The 21,998-nt window shown below is 74.6% G+C and carries 4 protein-coding genes; all 4 read left to right on the top strand.

Going from position 1 to position 21,998, the window contains the following annotated elements:
- Nucleotides 1-2,481, top strand: a 2,481-nt coding sequence (locus tag VKA29_RS09015; RefSeq protein WP_324784747.1) for an SDR family NAD(P)-dependent oxidoreductase, incomplete at its 5' end; no start/stop codon positions are given.
- A 112-nt stretch (nucleotides 2,482-2,593) separates the two neighbouring features.
- Nucleotides 2,594-6,862 (top strand): type I polyketide synthase, encoded by a 4,269-nt coding sequence (locus VKA29_RS09010; protein WP_324784746.1) that lies wholly within the window; start codon nucleotides 2,594-2,596, stop codon nucleotides 6,860-6,862.
- Between the two features lie 247 nt (nucleotides 6,863-7,109).
- Nucleotides 7,110-12,155: a type I polyketide synthase gene (locus VKA29_RS09005; protein WP_324784745.1), complete on the top strand. Its 5,046-nt coding sequence runs from the start codon at nucleotides 7,110-7,112 to the stop codon at nucleotides 12,153-12,155.
- A gap of 64 nt (nucleotides 12,156-12,219) precedes the next feature.
- The coding region (locus VKA29_RS09000; RefSeq protein WP_324784744.1) for a type I polyketide synthase at nucleotides 12,220-21,998 on the top strand (9,779 nt) is incomplete at its 3' end.

Raw genomic sequence — 21,998 nt, 5'->3', positions numbered from 1 at the left:
GAGAACTGCCGTCGGCCGGTGTCGTTCGAGCCGGTCGTGCGGCGTCTGCTGGCGGAGGGCCACAGCACGTTCATCGAATGCAGTGCCCACCCGGTACTGGCCTACGGCGTCATGGAGACCGCCGAGGCGGCAGGCGCCGACGCCGTCGCGCTCGGCACCCTGCGCCGCGGCGAAGGCGGCCTCGCACGTTTCTACACCTCGCTCGGCACCGCCTGGAGCCGCGGCATCCCCGTCGACTGGACCACCGTCCTCGCCGGACGCGGCGCGTGCACGGTCGACCTGCCCACGTACGCGTTCCAGCACCGGCGCTTCTGGCTGGAGTCGGCGCGGGCCGACGAGGCCGCCCCCGCCCCCGGTACGGCCGACCCCGCGGAGGCGGGATTCTGGGCGGCCGTCGACGACGGCGACACCGACCGGCTCGCCGCCACGGCTGGCCTGGACGCCGACCGGCCGCTGCGCGAACAACTGCCCGCGCTCGCCGCATGGCACCGCGGCCGCCGCGACCGGGCCACCATCGACTCCTGGCGCTACGACATCCAGTGGACCCTGCTGCCCGACAGCGGCGCCGACCGGCTGACCGGCAGCTGGCTCGTCGTCGAACCGGCCGACCCGGCCGACGCCGACCAGGTCGAGGCCGTGGTCGCCGCCCTCGCCGCCCGCGGCGCCGACGTCGACCGCCTGCCCCTCGACCCGGCCGCCGCCGACCGCACGGCCTGGGCCGCGCGGCTCACCGGCACCGACACGGCCGGGGTGGTGTCCCTGCTGGCCGGCGCCGCCGACCCGGACAGCGCCGTCACCGGCACCCTCGTCCTCGTCCAGGCCCTCGGCGACGCCGGAGTGACCGCGCCGCTGTGGGTGCTCACCCGGGGGGCCGTCGACACCGGGTACGACGCGCCCGCCGACCCCACGCAGGCCATGCTGTGGGGGCTCGGCCGCGTCGTCGGGCTCGAACAGCCGCGCACCTGGGGCGGATTGGCCGATCTGCCGGAGACCTTCGACGAACGGACCGCCGCCCGGCTGGCCCGGCTGCTCGCGGGCGGCCTCGGCGACGAGGACCAGGTCGCGCTGCGCACGAGCGGCGCCTACGCCCGGCGGCTGACCCGTGCCCCGCTCGGGGACGGCGAGCCGGTGCGGCGCTGGCAGCCGCGCGGCACCGTCCTGGTCACCGGCGGCACCGGCGGCGTCGGCGCCCGGGTGGCCCGGCGTCTGGCGGCCGGCGGTGCCCGGCACCTGGTCCTGACCAGCCGCCGCGGCCCGCAGGCGCCCGGAGCGGCCGGTCTCGCCGACGAGATCCGCGCGCTGGGCGCCGAAGTCACCCTCGCCGCCTGCGACATGGCCGACCGTGAGCAGGTACGGGCGGTCCTCGACGCGATCCCGGCCGAGACGCCCCTGACCGCCGTCGTGCACGCCGTCGGGATCGTCCAGTCGACCCTCGTGGAGGAGATGACCGTCGACGAGTTCCGGGAGATCAACGCGGGGAAGGCCGGCGGCGCCCGGCACCTCGACGAACTCCTCGGCGACACCGAACTCGACGCGTTCGTGCTGTTCTCCTCCAACTCCGGCGTCTGGGGCAGCGGCCGGCACGGCGGCTACGCACCCGGCAACGCCTACCTCGACGCGTTCGCCGCCCGGCGCCGCGCCCGCGGCCTGACCGCCACCTCGCTCGCCTGGGGCGCCTGGGGCGGCGGCGGGATGATGGAGGGCGACGGCGTCGAGGAGTACATGCGCCGCCGCGGCGTGCTGGAGATGGACCCCGAACTCGCCCTGGACGCCATGTTCCAGGCCGTCGAGCACGACGAGGTGTTCCGCGCCGTCGCCGACGTCGACTGGGAGCGGTTCGTCCCCGGCTACACCTCCGGACGGCCCAGCCCCCTCATCAGCACCGTGCCGGAGGCCCGTCGCGCCCTGGCCGCCGCCGAGGCACCCGACCAGGACGGCGGCGACACCGGTGCGGCCGCCGAGTTCGGCCGGCGGCTCGCCGCGGCGAACCCGGCCGAGCGGGAGTCCCTGCTGCTCGGCCTCGTCCGCGACAAGGTCGCCACCGTCCTCGGACACTCCTCCGGCGATGACGTCGAACCGGGCCGCGCGTTCAAGAACCTCGGCTTCGACTCACTGACCGCCGTCGAACTGCGCGACCGGATCGGCGCCGCCACCGGCCTGAAGCTCCCGGCGACCATCGTCTTCGACTACCCCAGCCCGGCCGCGCTCGCCGCGCACCTGCGCACCACCCTGCTGCCGGGCGGGGACGCGCCCGTCGGCGGGGTCCTCGACGAACTCGACCGCCTGGAAAGCGCGCTGTCCGCCGCCGACCCCGACACCGACACCCGCACCAAGCTCAGGCAGCGCCTCCAGGCCCTGCTGTGGACCGTCGACGAAGACGCGCACCCAGGCGCCGGAACGGCCGAGGGCACGGACGCCCTGGAGACGGCCACCGCCGACGACATGTTCGCCCTGCTCGACAAGGAACTGGGCACCTCCTGACCCGTCCCCCGGGGGCCGGGCCCACGCCCGTTCCCCGGGGGCGGCTGCCCGCCATGCCCGACACCGGCCCACGGCCGGCGAACCGCCCCACGGAGCCCACGGAGACACCGACATGGCGCAGAGCCAGCACACCGAGAGCAACGAGGCGAAACTCCTCGAATACCTCAAGCGGGCGACGGCCGACCTGCAGCAGACCCGCAAGCGGCTGCAGGCCGTGGAGGCCGCGGGCCACGAGCCCATCGCCGTCATCGGCATGGCCTGTCGCTACCCGGGCGGCGCCGACACCCCCGAAGCCCTGTGGCGGCTGGTCGCCGACGGCGGCGACGCCGTCGGCGCCTTCCCCGGCAACCGCGGCTGGGACATCGACGCCCGCTACGACCCCGACCCCGACACCCCCGGCACCAACTACGTGCGCGAAGGGGCCTTCCTCCACGACGTCGACCGGTTCGACGCCGCCTTCTTCGGCATCTCGCCCCGCGAGGCGCTCGCCATGGACCCCCAGCAGCGGCTCGTCCTCGAGACCGGGTGGGAAGCCGTCGAACGCGCCGGCATCGACCCCACCACCCTCGCCGGCAGCGCCACCGGCACCTTCATCGGCTTCAGCGCACTCGACTACACCACCGGCCTGACCGACGTCCCCGACGAACTCGAGGGCTACATCGGCACCGGCAACCTCGCCAGCATCCTGTCCGGCCGCCTCGCCTATTTCCTCGGCCTGGAGGGGCCGGCCGTCACCGTCGACACCGCCTGCTCCTCCTCCCTCGTCGCCCTGCACATGGCCGCCCAGGCCCTGCGCACCGGCGAATGCTCACTCGCCCTCGCCGGTGGCGTCACCGTCATGTCGAACCCGGCCGGCTTCGTCGAGTTCAGCCGCCAGCGCGCCCTGGCACCCGACGGCCGCTGCAAGGCCTTCGCCGCGGCCGCCGACGGCTTCGGACCCTCCGAGGGCGCGGGCATCCTCCTCGTCGAACGCCTCTCCGACGCCGTACGCAACGGCCATCGGATCCTCGCCGTGATCCGCGGCTCCGCCGTCAACCAGGACGGTGCCTCCAACGGCCTCACCGCGCCCAACGGGCCCTCCCAGGTCCGCGTCATCAAGGCCGCGCTGGCCGACGCCCGGCTCACCCCGGCCCAGGTCGACGCGGTCGAGGCGCACGGCACCGGCACCACCCTCGGCGACCCCATCGAGGCCCAGGCACTCCTCGCCACCTACGGGCAGAACCGGCCCGAGGACCGACCGCTGTGGCTCGGCTCCGTCAAGTCCAACATCGGGCACACCTCCGCCGCCTCGGGCGTCGCGGGCGTCATCAAGATGGTGCTCGCCATGCGCGAGGGCCTGCTGCCCCGAACCCTCCACGTCGACGCGCCCTCCGACCGCGTCGACTGGAACTCCGGCGCCGTCCGACTCCTCACCGAGGCCCGCCCCTGGCCCGAGACCGGCCGGCCCCGCCGCGTCGGCGTCTCCGCCTTCGGCATCAGCGGCACCAACGCCCACCTCATCCTCGAACAGCACCAGCCGGACGCCGAGGACGCCCCGGAACCCACCACGCCGGGCGCCCTCACCGCCGACGACGCCCCCTGGATCCTCTCCGCCCGCACCACGGCCGCGCTGCGCGGCCAGGCCGCCCGACTGCGGGACTGGAACGCACAGCTTCCCGGCCTCGACCCGGCCGTCGCCCTGGCCACCACCCGCACCGCCTTCGACCACCGCGCCGCCTTCATCGGCGGCGACCGCGACACCGCCCTGCACGCCTTCGCCGAGGGAGACACCCCCGCGAAGGTCCTCGAAGGCACGGCCCACACGGACAAGACGGTCTTCGTGTTTCCGGGTCAGGGGTCGCAGTGGGCGGGGATGGCGGTGGAGTTGTACGGGGCTTCGCCGGTGTTCGCCGCGCGGCTGGAGGAGTGTGCGCGGGCCCTCTCCGAGTATGTGGACTGGTCGTTGCTGGATGTGCTGCGGGAGGTTGAGGGGGCGCCTGGTTTCGACCGGGTGGATGTGGTGCAGCCCGTGTTGTGGGCGGTGATGGTGTCGTTGGCGGAGTTGTGGCGGTCGGTGGGGGTGGAGCCTGCCGCGGTGGTGGGCCACTCGCAGGGCGAGATCGCGGCGGCCGCTGTTGCCGGGGTGCTGAGTCTGGAGGATGCGGCGAGGGTGTCGGCTCTCCGTGCCCGTGCGCTGATCGCTCTGGCGGGGCGGGGTGGGATGGTGTCGGTGGCGGACACGGCGGATGCCGTGCGGGAGCGGGTTGCTTCCTTCGGTGACCGGTTGGCTCTGGCTTCGGTGAACGGTCCGCGGTCCACGGTCGTTTCCGGTGACCCTGAGGCGTTGGACGAGCTGATGGCGGCCTGCGAGGCGGACGGTGTGCGTGCCCGGCGGATCAACGTCGACTATGCCTCGCATTCCTCCCAGGTGGAGCTGATCCGGGACGAGGTGATCGGTCTGCTGGAAGGGATCAGGCCGCGCACCGCCGAGGTCCCCTTCTTCTCCACCGTGACCGGTGAGTTCGTCGACGGTCCGGAGCTGGGCGCCGAGTACTGGTACACGAACCTGCGCACCACGGTCCGTTTCCAGGAGGCCGTGGAGGGGTTGTTGGCGCGCGGGCATGGTCTGTTCGTCGAGTCGAGTGCGCATCCGGTGCTGACGATCGGTGTGCAGGAGACGATCGACAGCGCATCGGCGGGCGCGGTGACTCTGGGCACCCTGCGTCGTGACGAGGGCGGCCCGCAGCGCTTCCTGGCCTCCCTCGCCGAGGCCTGGGTGCACGGCGCGAAGGTCGACTGGCGTGCGGTGTACGGGCGTTCGGCGCAGCCGGAGTTGCCGACGTACGCCTTCCAGCGTCGGCGCTACTGGCTGGAGGCGGGCAAGGCCGGCCCTGGCGCCGGTGATGTCACCGCGGCCGGGCTGGCCGCTGCGGATCACCCGCTGCTGGGGGCCGCGGTGCGGCTCGCGGAGGGGGACCAGGTGGTGCTCACCGGGCGGCTGTCGCTGCGGACGCACCCGTGGCTCGCCGACCACGCCGTCGGCGGCGCGCGGGTGCTGCCCGGGGCTGTGTTCGTGGAACTCGCCGTACGCGCAGGGGACGAGGCCGGATGCGACGTCCTCGACGAGCTGACCCTGGAGACGCCACCCGCGGTGCCCGACGACGCACCGGTCGACCTGCAAGTGGTCGTGGGCCCGCCGGACCCGGCGGGGCGGCGCCCGGTCGCCGTGTACGGCCGCGGCGGCGACGACCCGGGCGCGAGCTGGACGCGGCACGCGCAGGGAACCCTGTCGCGAGCCGAAGCTCCGCCCGAGGGCCAGGAGTTGGCGACGTGGCCGCCGCCCGGTGCCGAGCCGGTGGACCTCGACGGGTTCTACGCCTCCCTCGCCGACTCGGGGTACGGCTACGGGCCGGTCTTCCAGGGCCTGACAGCCGTATGGCTCGCCGGTGACGGCGTCGGCGTGTACGCGGAGGCGGAGCTGCCCGGCGACCAGCACGGCGATGCCGCCCGTTTCGGGCTGCACCCGGCGCTCCTGGAAGCCGCGCTGCACGCGCTGGCGGTCAGCGGGCCGCCGGCGCAGGAGGGCACGGCCTGGCTGCCGTTCGCGTGGGGCGGGGTGCGGCTGCACGCCACCGGGGCCTGCCGGGTACGGGTCCATCTCACCCCGGTGGGGCCCGACGAGGTGGCGGTCACGGTGACCGACGCGGCCGGCCGGCCGGTCGCCGCGGTGGACTCGTTCGCCTCCCGGCTCGTGCCCGTCGAGGAGTTGCGGGCCGTCGCGGAGGCCGCCGGCGCCCGCGCCGGGACCCCCGCCGGCGCCGGGACCCCTCCCGCCGAGCGCGCGCCACGCCGCCGCGGCGCCGCGGACGATCCGGGAGGCGCCGCTTCGTTCACGCGACAACTGGCCCGGCTCGGCCCGCAGGAGCAGGAGCGCATGCTGACCGACCTGGTGCGCACCCGGGTCGCCGCCGTCCTCGGGCACGACGAGCACGAAGTCGTCGAGCCCGAACGCGCCTTCAAGGACCTCGGCTTCGACTCGCTCACCGCCGTCGAACTGCGCAACCGGCTCACCGCCGCCACCGGACTGCAACTGCCCGCCACCCTGGTCTTCAGCCACCCCACCCCCCTCGACCTGGCCCGCCACCTGCTCACCGAGCTGGGCACCGCACGCTCCGCGGAGGCTCCAGGCCTGCGCGAGCTGGCGCTGCTGGAGGCCGCCCTGACGGACGCGGAGCCGGACGAGGGGGCCCGGGACACCGTGACCAAGCGCCTGGAGGCGCTGCTGTGGCGCTGGCGCCGCAACGGCACCGCGCAGGCCGCCGTCCTGGACGGCGACGCCCTCGACAGCGTGTCCGACGACGAGATCTTCGACCTGATCGACAAAGAGCTGGGCGCCTCCTGACCTGCCCCACCGCCCACCGCCGCCCCTCGGGGTGGCGGCGGTCGTCCGTTCCCCGCTGCCGGGAAGGGGAGTCGACCGCCGCTATACGGGTCGCACCCCTCATTTCAGGGGTTGGCCCGATCGCGCTCGCACGCGACGGTGGCCAGGTGTCCCCGTGCCCGACCGGACCGACCGGACCGACCGGGACCCAGGAACCGGGAGCTTCCCGCGTTGCTCCTCAGCCCCAAGTCCCCAAGGAGTACCGAGCATGCCGACGAGCAACGAAGACAAGCTCCGCGACTACCTCAAGCGGGTCACCGCGGATCTCAGCCGCACCAAGCAGCAGCTGCGCGAGGCCGAGGACGCCGGGCACGAGCCGGTCGCCATCGTGTCGACGGCGTGCCGTTTCCCGGGCGGGGCCACCGATCCCGAGGGCTTCTGGGACCTGATCGCCTCCGGCACCGACGCGATCACCCCGTTCCCCACCGACCGCGGCTGGGACGTCGACAACCTCTACGACCCCGACCCGGACAAGCCCGGCAAGACCTACGTCACCGAAGGCGGATTCCTGCGGGGCGCCACCCTCTTCGACCCGGAGCTGTTCGGGATCTCGCCGCGCGAGGCCGCCGCCATGGACCCGCAGCAGCGGCTCCTGCTGGAGACCGCCTGGGAGGCCCTCGAACGCGGCGGTCACGACCCGCTGTCCCTGAAGGGCAGCGAGACCGGCGTGTTCGTCGGCGCCGTCGCCTCCGACTACGCCTCCCGGCTCACCACGCTGCCCGAGGACGCCGAGGGCTACATCGGCACCGGCACCATGTCCAGCGTCCTGTCCGGCCGGGTCGCCTACACCTTCGGCCTGGAGGGGCCGGCCGTCACCGTCGACACCGCCTGCTCCTCCGGCCTGGTCGCCCTGCACCTGGCCGTGCAGGCGCTGCGCCGCGGCGAGTGCTCGCTGGCCCTGGCCGCGGGCGTCGCCGTGATGGCGTCCCCCGCCGCCTTCGTCGAGTTCAGCAAGCAGCGGGCGCTCGCCGCGGACGGCCGCTGCAAGGCGTTCGGGGCGGGCGCGGACGGCACCACCTGGTCCGAGGGCGTGGGCGTCCTGCTCGTCGAGCGGCTCTCCGACGCCCGCCGCGACGGCCACCGCGTGCTCGCCGTGATCCGCGGCTCCGCCATCAACCAGGACGGCGCCAGCAACGGTCTCACCGCACCCAGCGAGCCGGCCCAGCAGGAGGTCATCCGCAAGGCACTCGCCGACGCCCGGCTCACCCCGGCCCAGGTCGACGCCGTCGAGGCGCACGGCACCGGCACCTCCCTCGGCGACCCCATCGAGGCCCAGGCCCTCCTCGCCACCTACGGCAGGGAACACACCGCCGAGCGGCCGCTGTGGCTGGGGTCGGCCAAGTCCAACATCGGGCACGGCGGCCCGGTCGCCGGTATCGCCGGCGTCATCAAGACCGTGCAGGCGCTGCGTCACGGCGTCCTGCCGAAGACCCTGCACGCCGACGAGCCGACCCCGCACGTCGACTGGGCGTCCGGCGGGGTGCGGCTCCTGACGGAGGCACGTCCCTGGGAGCGCGGCCCCGAGCCGCGCCGGGCCGGTGTCTCCTCCTTCGGGGTGAGCGGCACCAACGCCCACGTCGTCCTGGAGGAGGCCGACTCCGCCGAGGACGGGGACGTTGACGAGGCGGCCGTCGAGGAGCCCGCGGGACCGGTCCCGTGGATCGTGTCCGGCCGCACCCCGGCCGCCCTGCGCGACCAGGCGGCCCGGCTCCTCGCCCACGTCCGGGACGGCGCCCCGCCGGCCGCCACCGGCTTATCGCCGGCCGCCACCGGTTTCTCGCTGGCCACCACGCGTACGGCCCACCCGGTGCGCGGCGCGGTCGTCGCGGCCCGGTACGAGACGTTCCGCGCCGGCCTCGCGGAACTCGCCGACGGGGACGTCACCGGCACCACCGTCACCCCGGGCGCCGACCGTCCGGTGTTCGTGTTCCCCGGTCAGGGGTCGCAGTGGGCGGGGATGGCGGTGGAGTTGTACGACGCCTCGCCGGTGTTCGCCGCGCGGCTGGAGGAGTGCGCGCGGGCCCTCTCCGAGTATGTGGACTGGTCGCTGCTGGAGGTGCTGCGGGGTGTCGAGGGCGCGCCCGGTTTCGACCGGGTGGATGTGGTGCAGCCGGCGCTGTGGGCGGTGATGGTGTCCCTCGCCGACCTGTGGCGCTTCCACGGGATCCGCCCCGCCGCGGTGGTGGGCCACTCGCAGGGCGAGATCGCGGCGGCTGCTGTTGCCGGGGTGCTGAGTCTGGAGGACGCGGCGAAGGTGTCCGCTCTCCGTGCCCGTGCGCTGATCGCTCTGGCGGGCAGGGGCGGGATGGTGTCGGTGGCGGACACCGCGGACGCCGTGCGGGAGCGGGTCGCTTCCTTCGGTGACCGGTTGGCTCTGGCTTCGGTGAACGGTCCGCGGTCCACGGTCGTCTCCGGTGAGCCCGAGGCGTTGGACGAGCTGATGGCGGCCTGCGAGGCGGACGGTGTGCGTGCCCGGCGGATCGACGTGGACTATGCCTCGCATTCCTCCCAGGTGGAGTCGATCCGGGACGAGGTGATCGGTCTGCTGGAAGGGATCAGGCCGCGCACCGCCGAGGTCCCGTTCTTCTCCACCGTGACCGGTGCTTTCGTCGACGGTGCGGAGCTGGGGGCGGAGTACTGGTACACGAACCTGCGCACCACCGTCCGTTTCCAGGACGCTGTGGAAGGGCTGTTGGCGCGCGGGCACGGTCTGTTCGTCGAATCGAGTGCGCACCCGGTGCTGACCATCGGCGTGCAGGAGAGCATCGATGCCTCCGGGGCGAGCGCGGTGACTCTGGGCACCCTGCGTCGTGACGAGGGCGGCCCGCAGCGCTTCCTGACCTCCCTCGCCGAGGCGTGGACCCACGGCGCCGAAGTCGACTGGACCACCGTCTTCCCCGACGGCACCCGCCCGGTCGACCTGCCGACCTACGCCTTCCAGCACCGCCCCTACTGGCTCGACGACGACGCCGCCGACGACACCACCGCCGGTGCCGCGCACGCCGCCGACGAGACCGACACCGCCTTCTGGACGGCTGTCGAGAGCGGCGACCTGGCCGGGCTCGGGGTCAGCGGCGACCAGCCGCTGGACGAGGCGCTGCCCGCGCTCGCCGCCTGGCGCCGCGCCCACCGGGAGAAGTCGGCCCTCGACTCCTGGCGCTACCGCACCGTGTGGACCGTCACCGACACCGCCGAGCCCCGGCTGACCGGCACCTGGCTCCTCCTCGAACCCGAGGACGGAGCCGGTGAACTCGCCGAAGCCGAAGCCGAAGCCGAAGCCGAAGCCGAAGCCGAAACCAAAGCCGAAGCCGAAACCAAAGCCGAAGTCGCAGCCGACCGCCTCGGCGCCCTCGGCGCGCGCATCGTGCGCATCCCGGTCGACATCTGGGCCGCCGACCGCTACACCCTCGCCCAGCAACTGCACGAGGCGCTCGCCGCCGAGGGCGAGGACACAGTCACCGGCATCCTCTCCCTGCTGGCCCTCGACGAGCGCGAGCACCCCGACCACCCGTCGCTGCCGCTCGGCCTCGCCGGGACCGTCACCCTGGTCCAGGCCGTCCTCCAGGTCCGTGAACTCGTCGAGTTCGACGCCCCGGTGTGGGCCCTGACCCAGGGGGCCGTGTCCGTCGGCGACGACGACCCGCTCACCCGGCCCGTGCAGGCGGCCGTATGGGGGCTGGCCCGCGTGCTGGTCCAGGAGCACCCGCGGCTGTGGGGCGGCATCGTCGACCTGCCGGAGACCGTCGACGAGGAGGCGTACCGGAGGCTCGCCGGCATCCTCTCCGAACCCGGGGACGAAGACGAACTCGCCGTCCGCTCCTGGAACGTGCTCGTCCGCCGCATGGTGCGCGCCCCCCTCGGCGACACCGAGCCGCAGCGCGCCTGGACACCGCGCGGCACCGCCCTGGTCACCGGCGGCACCGGTGGCCTCGGCGCGCAGACCGCCCGCTGGCTGGCCCGGGCCGGCGCCCCCCATCTGCTCCTGGTCAGCCGCCGCGGCCCCGAAGCCCCCGGCGCGGCCGAACTCGCCCAGGAAATAAGGGACCTGGGCGCCGAGGTGACCATGGCCGCCGCCGATGTGGCCGACCGCGAACAGCTGCGCACCGTCCTGGACGCCCTGCCCGCCGACGCCCCGCTCACCTCCGTCTTCCACACCGCCGCCGTCCTCGACGACGGCATGATCGACTCCCTCACCCCCGACCGGCTCGCCCAGGTGTGGCGGGTCAAGGCCCAGGGCGCCCTCAACCTGCAAGAACTCACCGAAGACAGGGAAGACCTCGACGCGTTCGTCCTGTTCTCCTCCTTCGGCGCCGCCTACGGCTCCGCCGGCCTCGGCAACTACACGCCCGGCAACACCTTCCTCGACGCCCTCGCCCACCAGCGCCGCACCCGCGGTCTGCCCGCCACCTCCGTGGTGTGGGGCACCTGGGCGGGCAGCGGCATGGCCGCCGGCGGCGCGGGCGAACGCGCCCGGCTGCAGGGCGTGTGGGAGATGCCGGCCGAGCTGGCCACCGCCGCCCTCCAGCAGTCGCTCGACCACGACGAGACCAACCCCGTCGTCATCGACATCCGCTGGGACGGCTTCACCCTCGGCACCGGCACGGAACGCAACAGCCCCCTGTTCGAGATGGTTCCGGAAGCCGCGAAGGCGCTCGCCGACGCCGCTGCCGCCGCACAGCAGGAGACCGCCCGCGGCGGCGGCACCGCCGACGAACTCCTCGGCCGGCTCGCCGGCCGGACCCCCGCCGAACAGGACCGCGTCCTGCTCGACCTGGTGCGCCGGCAGGCCGCATCCGTCCTCGGCCACGGTGCCGCGGACGCCGAGGCCCTGGCCGCCGTCGGCCCCGAACGCCCCTTCCGTGAAATGGGCTTCGACTCGCTCAGCGCGGTCGAACTGCGCAACCGGCTCGGCACCGCCACCGGCCTGAGCCTGCCCTCCACACTCGTCTTCGACCAGCCCACCCCCGCCCGGCTCGCCGCCCACCTGCGTACCGAGCTGTACGGCGACGGCACCTCCGTCGCCCCGCTCCTCGACGACATCGACCGACTGCAGAGCACCCTCGCGCACGCCGCGGCGGCCACCGAGGAGGACCGGGCCCGCATCACCGGACGCCTCCAGGCGCTCCTCGCCGCCTGGCAGACCGGCGACCGGACGCAGGCCGGCGACCAGGCGCAGACCCGCGACGCCGACATCGCCGACGCCTCCGACAGCGAACTGTTCGATCTGCTCGACGACGAGCTGGAGGCCCGGTGACCCGGCAGCGACGCCCCTCACGATCGCGCAGTGCAGGCTTCCCGTTCCCGGTAGGTGACTGACGTTGAGCACCAGCAGCACGAGCAACCCCAGCGGCCACGACAACGAGGCCAAGCTCCGCGAATACCTCAAGCGGGCCACCGCCGACCTGCGCAACGCCCGCAGACGGGTCCGCGAACTGGAGGAGCCGGAACCGGTCGCGATCATCCGCATGGCCTGCCGCTTCCCCGGCGGCGTGCAGAGCCCCGAGGCGCTGTGGGACCTCGTCGCCGAGGGCCGCGACGGCATCGGCCCCTTCCCCGAGGACCGCGGCTGGGACGTGGACGCGCTCTACGATCCCGACCCCGACAAGGCGGGCACCTCCTACACCCGTGAGGGCGGATTCCTGCGGGACGTCCCGGAGTTCGACGCCCAGCTCTTCGGGATCTCGCCGCGCGAGGCCCTGGCCATGGACCCGCAGCAGCGGCTCCTGCTGGAGACCACCTGGGAGGTCCTGGAGCGCGCGAGCCTGGATCCGACCGCCCTCAAGGGCAGCCCCACCGGGGTGTTCGTCGGCGCCTCCGCCTCCAGCTACGGCGGCGACCTCGACACGGTTCCCGAAGGAGTCGAGGGCTACCTCGGCACCGGTAGCGCCGCCGCCGTCGTCTCCGGCCGCGTCGCCTACACCTTCGGCCTGGAGGGCCCGGCCGTCACCGTCGACACCGCCTGCTCGTCCTCCCTCGTCGCCCTGCACCTCGCGGTGCGGGCGCTGCGCCAGGGGGAGTGCTCCCTCGCCCTCGCGGCCGGCGTCACCGTGATGTCGACGCCCGGCCTCTTCGTCGAGTTCAGCCGCCAGCGCGGCCTCGCCGCCGACGGCCGCTGCAAGGCCTTCGCCGACGCCGCCGACGGCACCGGCTTCGCCGAGGGCATCGGCGTGCTGCTCCTGGAACGCCTGTCCGACGCCCGCCGCAACGGCCACGAGGTGCTCGCGGTCGTCCGCGGCTCCGCCGTCAACCAGGACGGCGCCTCCAACGGCCTCACCGCGCCCAACGGACCCTCCCAGGTCCGCGTCATCAAGGCCGCCCTCGCCGACGCGCGGCTCACCCCGCAGCAGATCGACGCGGTCGAGGCGCACGGCACCGGCACCACCCTCGGCGACCCCATCGAGGCTCAGGCCCTCCTCGCCACCTACGGCCGCAACCGCCCCGCGGACCGCCCGCTGCGGCTCGGCTCCGTCAAGTCCAACATCGGGCACACCCAGGCCGCCGCGGGCATGGCCGGCGTCATCAAGACGGTCATGGCGATGCGCGCCGGCCTGCTGCCCAGGACGCTCCACGTCGACGAGCCGACCAGCCAGGTCGACTGGTCGGCCGGCACCGTACGACTGCTGCGCGACCCCGTCGCCTGGACCCCGCAGGAGGGCGCCCCCCGCCGGGCCGGCGTGTCCTCCTTCGGCGTCGGCGGCACCAACGCCCACGTCGTCCTCGAGGAACCCGCACCCGCCGAGGAACTCGCCCCCAAGGCCCACAGCGGTTCCGGCCGTCCGGTCGTCCTGGACACCCCGCTCGTGCCCTGGGTCGTCTCCGGCAGGACTCCGGCGGCCCTGCGCGCCCAGGCCGCCCGCCTGGCCGACTTCCTCAACACCCGGAACGCCCCCCGCCCGCAGGACGTCGCCCTCTCCCTCGCCACCACCCGCGCCGCCCTCGAACAGCGCGGCGTGGTGGTCGCCGCCGGCCACGACCACCTCCTCGCCGGCCTGACCGCCCTCGCCGACGGCACCCACCCCCTCACCGGCACCACGCTGCCCGCCACCGGCGCCGTCCTCGTCTTCCCCGGTCAGGGGTCGCAGTGGGCGGGGATGGCGGTGGAGTTGTACGACGCCTCGCCGGTGTTCGCCGCGCGGTTGGAGGAGTGTGCGCGGGCCCTCTCCGGGTTCGTGGACTGGTCGCTGCTGGAGGTGCTGCGGGGGGTCCGCGGCGCGCCCGGTTTCGACCGGGTGGACGTGGTGCAGCCCGCGCTGTGGGCGGTGATGGTGTCGTTGGCGGAGTTGTGGCGGTCGGTGGGGGTGGAGCCGGCCGCGGTGGTGGGCCATTCGCAGGGGGAGATCGCGGCTGCCGCCGTCGCCGGGGTGCTGAGCCTGGAGGACGCGGCGAAGGTTTCGGCGCTGCGGGCTCGTGCGCTCATCGCATTGGCGGGGCGGGGCGGGATGGTGTCGGTGGCGGACACCGCGGACGCCGTGGGGGAGCGGATCGCTTCCTTCGGTGACCGGTTGGCCCTGGCTTCGGTGAACGGCCCGCGGTCCACGGTCGTCTCCGGTGACCCTGAGGCGCTGGACGAGCTGTTGGCGGCCTGCGAGGCGGACGGTGTGCGCGCCCGGCGTATCGACGTGGACTACGCCTCGCATTCCTCCCAGGTGGAGTCGATCCGCGAGGAGGTGATCGGTCTGCTGGAAGGGATCCGCCCGCGCACCGCCGAGATCCCCTTCTTCTCCACTGTCACCGGTGCTTTCGTCGACGGTCCGGAGCTGGGCGCGGAGTACTGGTACACGAACCTGCGCACGACGGTCCGTTTCCAGGAGGCCGTGGAAGGGCTGTTGGCGCGCGGACACGGTCTGTTCGTCGAGTCGAGTGCGCATCCGGTGCTGACGATCGGCGTGCAGGAGACGATCGACAGTACATCGGCGACCGCGGTCACCCTGGGCACCCTGCGTCGTGACGAGGGCGGCCCGCAGCGCTTCCTGACTTCCCTCGCCGAGGCCTGGACCCATGGCGCCGAAGTCGACTGGACCGCCGTGGTGGCCGCGCAGCGCCCGCGGACCGTCGAACTCCCCGTGTACGCCTTCCAGCGCAGCCGCTACTGGCTCCAGTCCGCCCCCGCCGACTCCACGGCCGCCGACGCGTTGCCCGCCGACGAGATCGAGGCCCGCTTCTGGGAAGCCGTCGAGCGGGAGGACCTCGAGGCCCTCTCCGGCGCACTCGAACTCGACGACGACAGCCCGCTCGGCGCGCTGCTGCCCGCGCTCGCCGCCTGGCGCCGCTCCCGGCGGGAGAGAGCGGTCGTCGACTCCTGGCGCTACCGCGTCGCCTGGCAGCGCCTGCCGGAGCCGGCCCGCATCCCGCTGTCCGGCACCTGGCTCGTCGTGCTGCCCGCCGGGCGGGCGCCGGAGCACGAGGAGTTCGCCGCCGACTGCGCCGCCGCCCTGGCCCGGAACGGCGCCGGCACGGTCTCCGTGCGGAGCCCCGGCGCCGACCGCGACCTGCTCACCGACGTGCTGCGCACCGCCGTTGCCGACACCCGACTGTCCGGTGTCCTCGCCCTCACCGGGCTCGGCGGCCCCGACGCCGCCCTGCACACCCTCACCCTCGTGCAGGCGCTCGACGCCGCCGGCATCGACGCCCCCGTGTGGGCGGTCACCCGGGGAGCGGTCAGCACCGGACGCTCCGACGCACCCGCTGACCCCGACCAGGCACAGGTGTGGGGACTCGGCCGGGTCGTCGCCCTGGAACAGCCCCGCGGCTGGGGCGGTCTCATCGACCTGCCCGCCGCGGCGGACGAACGCGCCCTGACCCGGCTCGCGCACCTCCTGACGGGCGGCGCGGGCGACGACGACCAGATCGCGGTGCGCGCCTCCGGAGCCTTCGGGCGCCGCTTGGAACGCGCCCCGCTGGACGACGCCGAACCGGCCCGCGACTGGCGGCCCCGCGGCACCGTCCTGGTCACCGGCGGCACCGGCGGCGTCGGCGCCCAGGTCGCCCGCTGGCTCGCCGCCGCGGGCGCCGAGCGTCTGCTGCTGCTCGGCCGCCGTGGACCGGACACCCCCGGCATCGACGAACTCTTGGCGGAAGTAAGGGACTTCGGTGCCCGTGCGGAAGCCGTCGCCTGCGACGTCGCCGACCGTGAGCAGTTGCGCGCCGTCCTGGAGACCATCCCCGAGGAGACGCCTCTGACGGCCGTCGTGCACGCCGCCGGCATCCCGCAGTCCGCCCTCGCCGGCCAGGTCACGCCCGCCGAGTACGCGCGGATCACCGCCGGCAAGGTCGACGGTGCCCGGCACCTCGACGAACTCCTCGGCGACACCGAACTCGACGCGTTCGTGCTGTTCTCCTCCAACTCCGGCGTGTGGGGCGCGGCCGGACACACCGCGTACGCCGCCGCCAACGCGTTCCTCGACGCGCTCGCCGAACAGCGCCGCGCCCGCGGCCTGACCGCCACCTCCGTCGCCTGGGGCGCCTGGGGCGGCGGCGGCATCATGGGGTCCGCGGGCGTCCAGGAGTACATGAGCCGCCGCGGCGTCCTGGAGATGGACCCCGGCACCGCCCTCATCGCGCTGCTGCAGGCCGTCGAGCACGACGAGACGTTCGTCGCCGTCGCCGACGTCGACTGGAGCCGGTTCGCGCCCGGCTTCGCCGCCACCCGGCCCAGCCCGCTGCTCACCGGCGTCCCCGAGGCCCGCCGCGAACTGGCCGCCGCCACCGCCGAACCCGACGCCGAGAACGGCCCGGAGAACGCGTTCGCGCAGCGCCTGATCGCCGCCGACGGCGACGAACGCGAGGCCCTCCTGCTCGACCTGGTGCGCACCGAGGCCGCCACCGCACTCGGTCACTCCGGCGCCGACGCGATCGAACCGGGCCGCGCCTTCCGAGACGCCGGCTTCGACTCGCTCACCGCCGTCGACCTGCGCAACCGGATCACCGCCGTCACCGGCCTGACCCTGCCCGCGACCCTCGTCTTCGACCACCCCACCCCGCAGGCCCTCGCCGCGCACATCGGCGCGCAACTGCTCGGCGCGCCCGAGGCGGCCGTACCCGCGCAGGCGGGCGAGACCCGCACCGCCCGCGACGAACCCATCGCCGTCGTCGCGATGAGCTGCCGCTACCCCGGCGACGTCACCTCCCCCGAGGACCTGTGGCGGCTGGTCGCCGAAGGACGCGACGCCATCGGCGGATTCCCCACCGACCGCGGATGGAACCTCGACGGCTTCTACGACCCCGACCCCGACAAGACCGGCACCAGCTACGTCCGCGAGGGCGGGTTCGTGCACACCGCCACCCACTTCGACCCCGGCTTCTTCGGGATCTCGCCGCGCGAGGCCCTCACCATGGACCCGCAGCAGCGCCTCCTGCTGGAGACCGCCTGGGAGGTCTTCGAACGCGCCGGGATCGACCCGCACGCCGTCAAGGGCACCAGCACCGGCGTGTTCATCGGCGCCGGATACCCCGGCTACGGACACGGCGTACGGATGCCCGAGGGCTCCGACGGCCAGATGCTCTTCGGCGCCTCCGCCGCCGTCGCCTCCGGCCGGCTGTCGTACACCTTCGGCCTGGAAGGCCCCGCCGTCACCGTCGACACCATGTGCTCGTCCTCGCTGACCGCCCTGCACCTGGCCGTGCGGGCGCTGCGCGCCGGCGACTGCACCGCAGCCCTCGCCGGCGGCGCGATGGTGATGTGCTCGCCCGGCGTGTTCATCGGGTTCAGCCAGCAGCGCGGCCTGTCGCCCAGCGGCCGCTGCAAGTCCTTCTCGCAGGACGCCGACGGCACCGGCTGGTCCGAGGGCGTCGGCATCCTTCTGCTCGAACGGCTCTCCGACGCCCGCCGCAACGGCCACCAGGTCCTCGCCGTCATCCGCGGCACCGCCGCCAACCAGGACGGCGCCTCCAACGGCCTGTCCGCGCCCAGCGGCCCCGCGCAGCAGCGCGTCATCCGCGCCGCCCTCGCCGACGCCGGCCTGCGCCCCGCCGACATCGACCTCATCGAGGCGCACGGCACCGGCACCACCCTAGGCGACCCGATCGAGGCCCAGGCCGTCCTCGCCACCTACGGGCAGGACCGCCCCGACGGCACCCCGGTGTGGATGGGCTCGCTGAAGTCCAACATCGGCCACGCGCAGGCCGCCTCGGGCGTCGCCGGCGTCATCAAGACCGTGATGGCCCTGCGCCACGGCGTCCTGCCCAAGACCCTCCACGTCACCGAGCCCACGCACGAGGTCGACTGGACCTCCGGCACCGTCGGACTGCTCACCGAGGCCCGGCCCTGGCCGGAGACCGGCCGGCCCCGCCGCGCCGCCGTCTCTTCCTTCGGCGGCTCCGGCACCAACGTCCACGTCGTGCTGGAGGAACCGGTCCCCACCGAGGAACCGCCGAGCCCTCCCGCCGTCCCCGCCTTCCCGCAGGAAGCCCTGCCCTGGCTCGTCTCGGCACGCGGCACGGCCGCACTCGGCGCCCAGGCCGCGCGCCTGCGGCATCTCGTCGCCGACAGCGCCGCTCACCGGCCCGCCGACATCGCCCGGTCCCTCGCCACCACCCGCGCCGCCCTGGAAGAACGCGCCGCCGTCACCGGCGACGACCGCGGGACCGCCCTGTACGCCCTCGCCGAGAACCGCCCCGACAGCGGCGTCGTCCGGGGTTCCGTGCTCAAGGGCGTGGGCCGTCCGGTGTTCGTGTTCCCCGGTCAGGGGTCGCAGTGGGCGGGGATGGCGGTGGAGTTGTACGGGGCTTCGCCGGTGTTCGCCGCGCGGTTGGAGGAGTGTGCGCGGGCGTTGTCGGCGCATGTGGACTGGTCGTTGCTGGATGTGCTGCGGGAGGTTGAGGGGGCGCCTGGTTTCGACCGGGTGGATGTGGTGCAGCCCGTGTTGTGGGCGGTGATGGTGTCGTTGGCGGAGCTGTGGCGGTCGGTGGGGGTGGAGCCTGCCGCGGTGGTGGGCCACTCGCAGGGCGAGATCGCGGCGGCTGCTGTTGCCGGGGTGCTGAGTCTGGAGGATGCGGCGAGGGTGTCGGCTCTCCGTGCCCGTGCGCTGATCGCTCTGGCGGGGCGGGGTGGGATGGTGTCGGTGGCGGACACGGCGGATGCCGTGCGGGAGCGGGTTGCTTCCTTCGGTGACCGGTTGGCTCTGGCTTCGGTGAACGGTCCGCGGTCCACGGTCGTTTCCGGTGATCCTGAGGCGTTGGACGAGCTGTTGGCGGCCTGTGAGGCGGACGGTGTGCGTGCCCGGCGGATCAACGTGGACTATGCCTCCCACAGTCCGCAGGTGGAGCTGATCCGGGACGAGGTGATCGGTCTGCTGGAAGGGATCAGGCCGCGCACCGCCGAGGTCCCGTTCTTCTCCACCGTGACGGGTGAGTTCGTCGACGGTCCGGAGCTGGGGGCGGAGTACTGGTACACGAACCTGCGCACCACCGTCCGTTTCCAGGAGGCCGTGGAAGGCCTGTTGGCGCGCGGGCGCAAGGTCTTCGTCGAGGCCAGTGCCCACCCGGTGCTCACCGTCGGCGTCCAGGAAGCCATCGACGCCGCCGGCGGGCAGGCCGTCGCGCTGGGCTCGCTGCGGCGCGACGAGGGCGGGGCCCAGCGCTTCCTCGCCTCCGTCGCCGAGGCGTGGACGTGCGGCGTCACCGTCGACTGGGAGGCCGTGCACGCCGGGCACGACACGGCCCGCGTCGACCTGCCGACGTACGCCTTCCAGGACCAGCCGTTCTGGCCCGACCCGCTGCCGCCGTACTCCGGTGACGCCACCGGCTTCGGGCTCGGCGACACCGGCCACCCGATGCTCGGCGCCGCCGTCCGGCTCGCCGACGCCGACGGCGACGGCGAGGACGTCCTGTTCACCGGCCGTCTCGCGGCCGACACCCAGAGCTGGCTCGGCGACCATGCCGTCGCCGGGACCCCGCTGCTGCCCGGCACCGCCTTCGTCGAACTCGCCGTACGCGCGGGCGACGAGGTCGGCTGTGGCCTGCTGGAGGAACTGACCCTCCAGGCGCCGCTGGTGCTGCCCGAGCGCGGCGGCGTCCATCTCCAAGTGCGCGTCGGTGCCGCCGACGCAGCGGGGCGGCGCACGGTCACGGTGTACTCGCGCCCCGAGGACGCCCCCGCCGACCGGCCATGGACCCGGCACGCCACCGGCGCACTCGCCCCCGGCGAGGTCACCGGCCGCGACCTGAGCGCCTGGCCGCCGCCCGGCGCCGAGCCCGTCGACCTCGACGGGTTCTACGAGGCCGCCGCCGCGACGGGCTACCGGTTCGGCCCCGCCTTCCAGGGCCTGCGCGCCGCCTGGCGCCACGAGGCCACCGGCGACGTGTACGCCGAGGTCTCCCTGGACGCCGCCCACCAGCGCGACGCGGCCCGCCACCTGCTGCACCCCGCCCTCCTGGACGCCGCCCTGCACGCCATGCGGCTCGGCGACTTCATCGAGCTGACCGGCCGGGCCCGGCTGCCGTTCGCCTGGACCGGCGTCGCCCTGCACGCCGCGGGCGCGGCCGGTCTGCGCGTGCGGATCAGCGCCGCCGGCACCGACACGGTCGCCGTCGACCTCGCCGACGTCTCCGGCGCGCCGGTCGCCACCGTGGAGTCGCTGGTCCTGCTGCCCGTCGACACCGCACAACTGCGCCGCGACGCCGGCCCGGACCACCTGTTCCGCGTCGACTGGACCGAATGGGCCGCGGCCGGGCAGCCGCCCGCCGACGCCCTCGCCGTCATCGGCGACGACCCGCTCGGCATCGCCGACGCCCTGCGCGGCACGGGCGCCTCCGTCACCACGGACCCGGCGCTCGACGGCCTCACCTCCGTCCCGCCGGTCGTCGTGCTGCCGCTCGCCCCGGGCGACGGCGGCGCCGGCACGGCACGCGCCCGGACCGCCGAGCTGCTCACCACCGTCCAGCACTGGATCGCCGACGAACGCTACGCCGACGCCCGCCTGCTCGTCCTCACCTTCGGCGCCGTCGCCACCCGCACCGGCGAGGACGTCACCGACCTCGGTCACGCCGGCGCCTGGGGCCTGGTGCGGGCCGCGCAGACCGAGAACCCCGGCCGGCTGCTGATCGCCGACCTGGACACGGCCACGGCGGCGGCCGCCCTGCCCGCCGCGGTCGCGGCCGCCGTCGCCCAGGACGAACCGCAGTTCGCGCTGCGCGGAGGCCGCACCCTGGTGCCGCGCCTCGCCCGCACCCACAACTCCGGCGGCCTGCTCACCCCGCCGCCCGGCACCGCCTGGGCGCTCGGCTCCACCGCGGCCGGCACCGTCGACAACCTGGCGCTGCTGCCCCGTCCCGAGGCCGCCGCGGAACTGCCCGAACACGGTGTGCGCATCGCCGTGCACGCGGCCGGCCTGAACTTCCGCGACATCCTGGTGTCGCTCGGCATGTATCCCGGCGGCGGCTTCATGGGCTGCGAGGCCGCGGGCGTGGTCGTCGAGACCGGCCCCGGCGTCACCCACCTCGCCGCGGGTGACCGCGTCGCGGGCATGGTGCCCCACGCGTTCGGGCCGCTCGCCGTCGCCGACGCCCGCATGATCGCCCGTGTCCCGGACGGCTGGACGTTCACCACGGCCGCTTCCGTCCCGGCGGCCTTCCTGACCGCGTACTACGGTCTGGTGGATCTGGCCGGGCTGCGGGCGGGGGAGCGGGTGCTGGTGCACGCGGCCGCGGGCGGTGTGGGCATGGCGGCGGTGCGGATCGCCCGGCATCTGGGTGCCGAGGTGTTCGGCACGGCGAGCGAGGGCAAGTGGGACACGTTGCGCGCGCTGGGCCTGGACGACGACCACATCGCCTCCTCCCGCGACACCTCCTTCGAGGACAGGTTCCGGGCCGTGACCGGCGGCGAGGGGGTCGACGTCGTCCTGGACTGCCTGGCCGGCGAGCCGGTGGACGCGTCGCTGCGGCTGCTGCCGCGCGGCGGCCGGTTCGTCGAGCTCGGCGCAACCGACGTCCGTGACCCGGAGGAAGTGGCCGCCGCGCATCCCGGTGTCGCCTACCGCCGGTTCGACCTGATGGAGGCCGGCCCCGAACGGACAGGGGACATGCTCGCCGTGCTCGTACGGCATTTCGAGGCGGGCGAGCTCGCTCCGCTGCCGGTGCGGGCGTGGGACGTGCGGCGGGC

The sequence above is a fragment of the Streptomyces sp. H51 genome (genome assembly GCF_035656535.1).
Lineage (GTDB): Bacteria > Actinomycetota > Actinomycetes > Streptomycetales > Streptomycetaceae > Streptomyces.
The sequence above is the reverse complement of the archived record's forward strand: the minus strand, read 5'-3'. Positions and strand labels throughout refer to the sequence as shown.

What these genes read in the sequence shown, in the direction of transcription:
- VKA29_RS09005 (WP_324784745.1), top strand. Translation starts at nt 7,110, where the DNA reads ATGCCGACGAGCAACGAAGACAAGCTCCGCGACTACCTCAAGCGGGTC.
- VKA29_RS09010 (WP_324784746.1), top strand. Translation starts at nt 2,594, where the DNA reads ATGGCGCAGAGCCAGCACACCGAGAGCAACGAGGCGAAACTCCTCGAA.